This window comes from Actinophytocola sp. (assembly GCF_045807065.1).
GTDB lineage: Bacteria > Actinomycetota > Actinomycetes > Mycobacteriales > Pseudonocardiaceae > Actinophytocola.
Genome location: NZ_JBJMIE010000733.1, coordinates 1 through 5,689 on the forward strand (window position 1 = coordinate 1; position 5,689 = coordinate 5,689).

Genomic DNA, 5,689 nt, shown 5'->3' on the forward strand with positions numbered 1-5,689 from the left:
AACGAGTCGCCTACTCACTGTCCAGTTGGGACAGCGCGCCACGCAAGCTCGACGTCGACGGATACCGGGTGCGGCTGGAGGGGTTCACCTACCAGGACGAGAACATCGTCCACGTGACCGGTTCGAACGGCGGCCGCATCAGCCTGTTCGTCGTCCCACCCGGGATGGCCGAACCGGCAGGTCATGAGGCCATGGTGATCGCGGGCCGCCGGGGCAACGCCGACCGGCCGGAGGAGATCCTGACCGCGGTCGGAGTCCCCGCGCCGCGCCAGGCCGACAAACACTCCACGCAGCGGTAGGAGAGCGACGGGCCACGTGCACCAGCTCGACCGAGACCCGACTCGTCCGAGCACCGGGTGCTCGCGGCCGAAAGATGAGAGGCTGCAGCGGTGAGTTCCGGTGGCAGCGGGGAACCGACCGACCGCGACCGCGACGCGGTGGGGCGGGCCCGCAACGAGCGTCCGCGCGACAGGCTGGGTCGGCCCCTGCCGCGCGGGGTCCCCGGTGTCCCGCGCCAGCCGGAAGGCGTCGCGCGGTCACCCGAACAGACTCTCCTGGAGGCCCAGCGGCTGCTCGACGACGGCATGCCGTTCCACGCTCACGAAGTGCTCGAAGACGCGTGGAAGGCCGCGCCGGAAGCGACGCGCGGGCTGTGGAAGGGCCTCGCCCAGTTGGCCGTCGGCGCCACACATGCCGCCCGGGGCAACGTCGCCGGCGCGGTCGCCCTGCTCAGACGCGGCGCCGACCACATCGAGCCCTACCGGGACGAGCCGCCCCACGGCATCGACGTCACCGGCCTGCTGCGCTGGGCGCGCGACCACGCCACGGCCGTCGAGGCAGGAGCCGACCAGCTACCCGTCCCCCGCCTCCGCGGCGCAGGCTGAGTCGTCGCGCCCCTGACCAGGTGACCTCTGCCCGCTACCGGATGCGTGTCTTGCGCATCATCTTCAGGCCGGAGAGCATGCGTTCGACGTACTTCGCGTAGTCCTGGCCGGGTTGGGCGCCCATGACCTGCTTCTTGAGCACCGCCATGTTCTGCACGTCGGTGTACTTCAGCAGCCCCTGGTCGCCGTGGCGGGTGCCGACGCCGGAGTTCTTGACGCCGCCGGACGGGGTGGCCTTGGCGGCGTACGCGGTGGCCAGGATGTCGTTGATGTTGACGTTGCCGGAGTCGATGCGCGCGGCCACGGCCCGCGCCGCGTCCAGGTCCCCGCCCCAGACGGAGGCGTTGAGGCCGTAGTCGGTGTCGTTGGCGAACGCGACGGCCTCGTCCACGCTGCGGTAGGAGTGCAGCGCGACGACCGGCCCGAAGGTCTCCGTGACGCCACAGAGCATGTCCTTCGTGACACCCTCGAGGATCGTCGGCTCGAAGAACGCCGGCCCCAGGTCGGGACGAGGCCTGCCGCCGCACAGCACCGTCGCACCCTTCGCGACGGCGTCCTCCACGTGCGAGCTGACCCGACGCAGGTGGTCGACGGACACGAGCGAACCCATCTCCGGACCGAAGTCGTAAGCGGCCCGGACATCAAGCGCCTTCGCCGCGGCCACGAACGCATCGGAGAACTCGTCATATCATTCGGGTTCTTGCCACCAAGTTCAAGGCAGCAGCCGATGAGATTCCTCCCGGCCCGCTCACCGATCACCCTGCCAGTGGCCGTGGAACCGGTGAACATCACATAGTCGGCGTTGTCGATCAACGTCGGGCCGACATCCGGTCCCTCACCACACACCACCTGAAACAAACCCGCCGGCAGACCAGCCTCCTCCAACATCCCCACACCGTGCAGCGGAGAAAGCGCCGTCTTGTTGTCCGGCTTCAGCACGACAGCGTTACCAGCCACCAACGCCCGGCTCGACCGGACGGTCAGGGGGCGTCGAGAACGGGGTGGCCGGTGAGTAGCTGGGTGGTGGCCAGTTGCCGGTAAAGCTCGTCGGTGGAGAACAGGTGTGCATGGGTGCCGGTTGCGCGGAGTCGGCCGGCGTCCAGCACCAGGATTTGGCTGGCGCTGGTTACGGTGGACAGTCGGTGTGCCGCGACCAGAACCGTGGTGGTGTGGGCCAGCTCGGCCACGACCTGGCGCAGGTGGTGTTCGTTCACGGCGTCCAACTGCGAGGTGGCTTCGTCCAGGAGTAGCAGTCGTGGGCGGCGTAGGAGTGCTCTGGCAATGGCGATGCGCTGCCGCTGACCGCCGGACAGCGTGGTTCCCCGGTTTCCCAGCATCGTGTCCAGCCCCTCCGGGAGGCGGGCCAGCAGGTCGTCCAGGTGGGTGCGGACCACGACCTCGAGAATGTGCTCGTCGGAGGCATCGGGTGCGGCGAGCCGGAGGTTGTCGCGCAGTGTCGCGGCCAGGACCGGCGCGTCCTGCTCCACGTAGCCGATGGTGGCTCGCAGCTCGCCGAGGGGCCATTCGCGTACGTCGCGGCCGTCGATCAGGACGCTGCCCGAGATGGTGTCGTAGAAACGTTCCAACAGGGCGAAGACAGTGGACTTGCCGGCGCCAGAAGGACCGACGAACGCGGTCATCCCACCCGGGTGCGTCGCGAAGCTGAGGTCGTCGAGGACCACCTCCCGGGTGCTCGGATAGCGGAACGACACCTGGCGGAATGCCACCGAAGCCGGTTCGGTCGCCCGTGGAACCACCTGCGCGCGCGGTGCGGCGGGTTCGATCGGCAGGACGTGGATCTGCTGGGTGCGTCGTACCGCCGCCAGGCCGGCCTGCAGGTCGCCTGCCGCGTTCACCAGTGCGGCGATGGGGGTGAGCATGTAGAACACGTAGAGCAGAAACGCGATCAGCGAGGACAGTGGCAGCGTCCCCTCGGCGACTCGTGCCCCGCCCACGCCGAGCACCGCCAGGAATGACACCTGCACCGACAGGCGGGACAGCACGCCGACCACTGAGGACCATGCCGCGGCGGACACTCCCTGCCGCCAGGCCCGCTCGGCCGCGTCGTCAAGGACCGCGTTCTCCCTGTCCTCCGCCCCACTGGCCTTGATCGTCCGAAATGCACCAAGCGCCCGCTCCAGCACCGCACCCATCTCGCCGACGGCCTGCTGCGCGAGCTCGGTGGCTCGCCCGATCCGCGACAGGAACGATCCGATGGCCAGTGCGGTGAACAGGACGACGGCGATCGTGACACCCAGCAACACGGGATCCAGCAGGGCCATCAACACGACGGTGCCGAGGAGCATCAGCGTTCCGTTGGTGGCGTCCACGATCGTCGTCGTGGCCGCGGTGCGTAGCAGGGTCGTGTCGGACGTGACGCGGGAAAGCAGATCGCCTGGTTTGAGCTGATCGACTTCCGCGACCGGCAACCGCAGCAAGCGGTGGATCAGTCCGCGCCTGGCGTTCAGCACGACACCCTCGGCGGCGCGTTCCAGCAGATAGGTGCCAGTCGCCGCGATCACGGCAGCGCCCCCGATGAGCGCGGTCAGCAACACGATTGGAGTAAGGACCGGCTCGTTCGCGGACAACGCGTCGATAACCGCCTTGGCGGCCAATGGCTGGGCCAGCCAGGCCGCTCCGCCAACGCATGTGATCGCTGCCGCGACGACCAAAGCGCGGCGACACTGGCGGGCATATCCGAACAGCGTCCGCCAGGCAGAGTCGGATTGTGGACCGTCCTGTGTAGACATGGCACGACCGCCGGTTCCGTTGAGACACAACAATGAGATCAACCGTAACACGATGACGGTGCGGTCCTCCGGAAACCGAGGGTGATAGGGAGTGTCACATTTCGACAGTGACGTCTGCGTGCCCAATATATGACAGTAGTCACTGTCTGTTTTCGGGATGTCGAGAGAGGATTGTTCGTCACTGTCACCGGAATGTCCCAGACGGACATCGAACCTCCGGTGACAGCACGACAGGTTTCCGGGAGGTCGTCGGACCCAAGAATATGACCATCTTTCATAAAACGCAATTCAGGTCACGAATGATCTCCTGGCTGTCCTGTCGCCCAACCAATCGGGAAGGAGGTGAATTACCAATGCGTACCTACGAGCGTCCCACCATGAGGGAGGCCGGTTCCTTCGTCGAGAAGACCGGTATCGGCCAGCACGGCCCGAACGACCTGATCGTCCTGTTCGGCAAGCAGTGAGTGTGAACCGGACGCTCCTCGGCCGGCAGTGCGTGGCCAGCCGGCCGTAGCCGAGAGCGAGCCCGGGTGGTGCATGCCCACCCGGGTGCGGCTCAGCCGCGCACAGATTCCGCGTCGCCTGCGAAGGAGTCCGCAGTGACTCGTCCCCACCTCGATCTCGTGCCATCGTGGTTCGTCGTGCTCCCCGACTGTCCGGCCGCCGGGCCGGTCGCCGACATGCTGTACGACCAGGCGACGTGTGCGACACGCCATCCGTCCGGTCGGCCCTGGATGCTGGGTCGCTGGCCCACGGCGGAGTTCGCCGTCGGTGTTCGCGGCGACACAGCGATCGCCGTCGTCGGCGAACACCTGCTGTCGGACGCGGCCCTGGCCGGCGCCGCCGCTCGGGTCCACACGTCGGGCGACCTCGACGGACCTGCCCGGTCCTGGTCCGGCAACTTCCACCTGATCGCCTCGGTGTCCGGCCGGACCCGCGTTCAGGCGCCGGTGAGCGGCTTCCGCAGGCTGATCCACGCCGAAGTGGACGGTGTCACCGTCGCCGCCGACCGCGCGGACGTGCTCGCCGCCCTCACCGGTGCCGCACTCGACGAGACGAGGCTGGCGGTGATGCTGCTCGAGCCGGGCGCCCCGTACCCGATCGCGGGCGAGCCCATGTGGCACGGGCTTTCTGCCGTACCGCCCGGGTTCTTCCTCGCCGTCGACGGCAAGGGAAACCATCGGCTGGTCCGGTGGTGGAATGCCCCCGAGCCTGCCGTACCGATGGCGGCGGGCGCCGAGGAACTGCGTGCGGCGCTGTCGACCGCCGTGGAGGTGCGCACGCACGGCCGCGAGCTCGTCTCGACCGACCTTGGCGGTGTCGACACCACATCGTTGTGCTGCCTCGCCTCCCGTGGCCCCGCGGACGTGGTGGCCTACACGTGGGCACCGCTGGATTCCGGGGCGGACGATGCTGCCTGGGCCCAGCGGACGATTTCCGCACTGGGCAACGTCGAACACCACGTCGTGCCTTCCGAGCGCACTCCGTTCGCCTTCTCGGGCATCGGCGAGCAGGACGACGTGCCGCTCGACGAGCCATGTGCGATCACCCTCGACCGCAGATGGCTCGTCATCGCCGACCGGGCCGCGGCACGGGGCTCACGGCTGCACCTCACCGGTTTCGGCGGCGACCAGGTGCTCGGCGGCTCCGTGGCGCACCTGCACACGCTGCTGCGCCGCCGGCCCTGGACTGCCGTGCGCAACCTGCGAGGCTATGTCGCGCTGAACCGGTGGCACTATCCCACCGTCCTACGTCAACTGGTGGACAACCGGTCCTATCAGGACTGGTTGCTGCGGTTCGCCGCCGAGGTGACCGCACCGCCGTCGTCCTCGCTCGGACCGAGTTTCTACTGGGCCAAACCGGTTCGGCTGCCGCCCTGGGTGATGCCGGCCGCGGCGACCGCCGTCCGTGACCTGATCCGGCACACCGCACCAGGAACCGAGCCACTGGGAAACGGACACGGTCAACACCAGGAGCTGGCGGACCTGGGCACCATCGCGCGGATGACCCGCAACCTCGGCGTGCTGGCGCGCCAGCGGGGGATCACACTGGCCG

At 68.4% G+C, this 5,689-nt stretch carries 5 protein-coding genes and 1 pseudogene; 4 read left to right on the forward strand and 2 right to left on the reverse strand.

Annotation, left to right across the window (positions count from 1 at the left end):
* Together ACJ73U_RS43150 and ACJ73U_RS43155 are read left to right on the forward strand one after the other, a co-directional pair.
* Window positions 1-299, forward strand: a 299-nt coding sequence (locus ACJ73U_RS43150; RefSeq protein WP_407783585.1) for a DUF5994 family protein, incomplete at its 5' end; no start/stop codon positions are given.
* Between the two features lie 90 nt (window positions 300-389).
* Window positions 390-884 (forward strand): DUF309 domain-containing protein, encoded by a 495-nt coding sequence (locus ACJ73U_RS43155; protein ID WP_407783586.1) that lies wholly within the window; start codon window positions 390-392, stop codon window positions 882-884.
* 34 nt (window positions 885-918) lie between these two features.
* On the opposite strand, the pseudogene ACJ73U_RS43160 reads toward ACJ73U_RS43155, so the two are convergent.
* Window positions 919-1,847, reverse strand: a pseudogene (locus ACJ73U_RS43160) (aldehyde dehydrogenase family protein); the annotation flags it as partial.
* Window positions 1,848-1,864: 17 nt separating this feature from the next.
* Window positions 1,865-3,634 carry an ABC transporter ATP-binding protein gene (locus ACJ73U_RS43165; protein WP_407783587.1) on the reverse strand — a complete coding sequence of 590 codons (1,770 nt, stop codon included), beginning with the start codon at window positions 3,632-3,634 and terminating at the stop codon, window positions 1,865-1,867.
* 353 nt (window positions 3,635-3,987) lie between these two features.
* On the opposite strand from ACJ73U_RS43165, the gene ACJ73U_RS43170 reads away from it, so the two are divergent.
* Window positions 3,988-4,098 carry a keywimysin-related RiPP gene (locus tag ACJ73U_RS43170; protein WP_407783588.1) on the forward strand — a complete coding sequence of 37 codons (111 nt, stop codon included), beginning with the start codon at window positions 3,988-3,990 and terminating at the stop codon, window positions 4,096-4,098.
* 135 nt (window positions 4,099-4,233) lie between these two features.
* On the forward strand, window positions 4,234-5,689 hold a 1,456-nt coding region (locus tag ACJ73U_RS43175; protein ID WP_407783589.1), incomplete at its 3' end, for an asparagine synthase-related protein.